General features: G+C 61.5%; 1 pseudogene. It reads left to right on the top strand.

Features of this window, described 5'->3' with window-relative positions:
* Positions 1 to 530, top strand: a pseudogene (locus J5224_RS34775) (homocitrate synthase); the annotation flags it as partial.

Below are 530 nucleotides of genomic sequence, written 5' to 3'. Positions count from 1 at the left end.
GAGGCGCTGGTGGAGGCGGGCGTTCAAGAGCTGGAAGTCGGCACGCCTGCGATGGGCGGTGATGAGCGGGCACGCCTGTCGGTGATCCGCCGTCGTTTGCCGGAAACCGTGATGATGACCTGGTGCCGGATGAACGCGCAGGAAATACAGCAAAGTGCAGATTTGGGCATGAATTGGGTCGATATTTCCATTCCGGCTTCCGATCGCTTACGCCAGCAAAAGCTGCGCCTTGATGCCTTGTTACCGCAGCTTTGCCAATTGATCGAGCTGGCGCGTCAGCAGGGGTTGCGCGTCTGCGTGGGGTGTGAGGATGCCTCTCGCGCCAGCGATGAAACCTTAGCCACGCTGGCGCAGGCGGCGCACGCTGCTGGCGCGCAGCGCCTGCGTTTCGCCGATACGCTGGGCGTGCTCGATCCTTTTACCACCTTCACCCGCATCAGCGCCTTGCGGCAGGTTTGGGCAGGGCAAATCGAAATGCACGCCCATAACGATTTGGGGATGGCAACGGCAAATACGCTGGCGGCGGTCAA

It is taken from the genome of Candidatus Symbiopectobacterium sp. NZEC135, from assembly GCF_025962695.1.
This window is presented reverse-complemented; position numbering and strand designations above follow the sequence as displayed.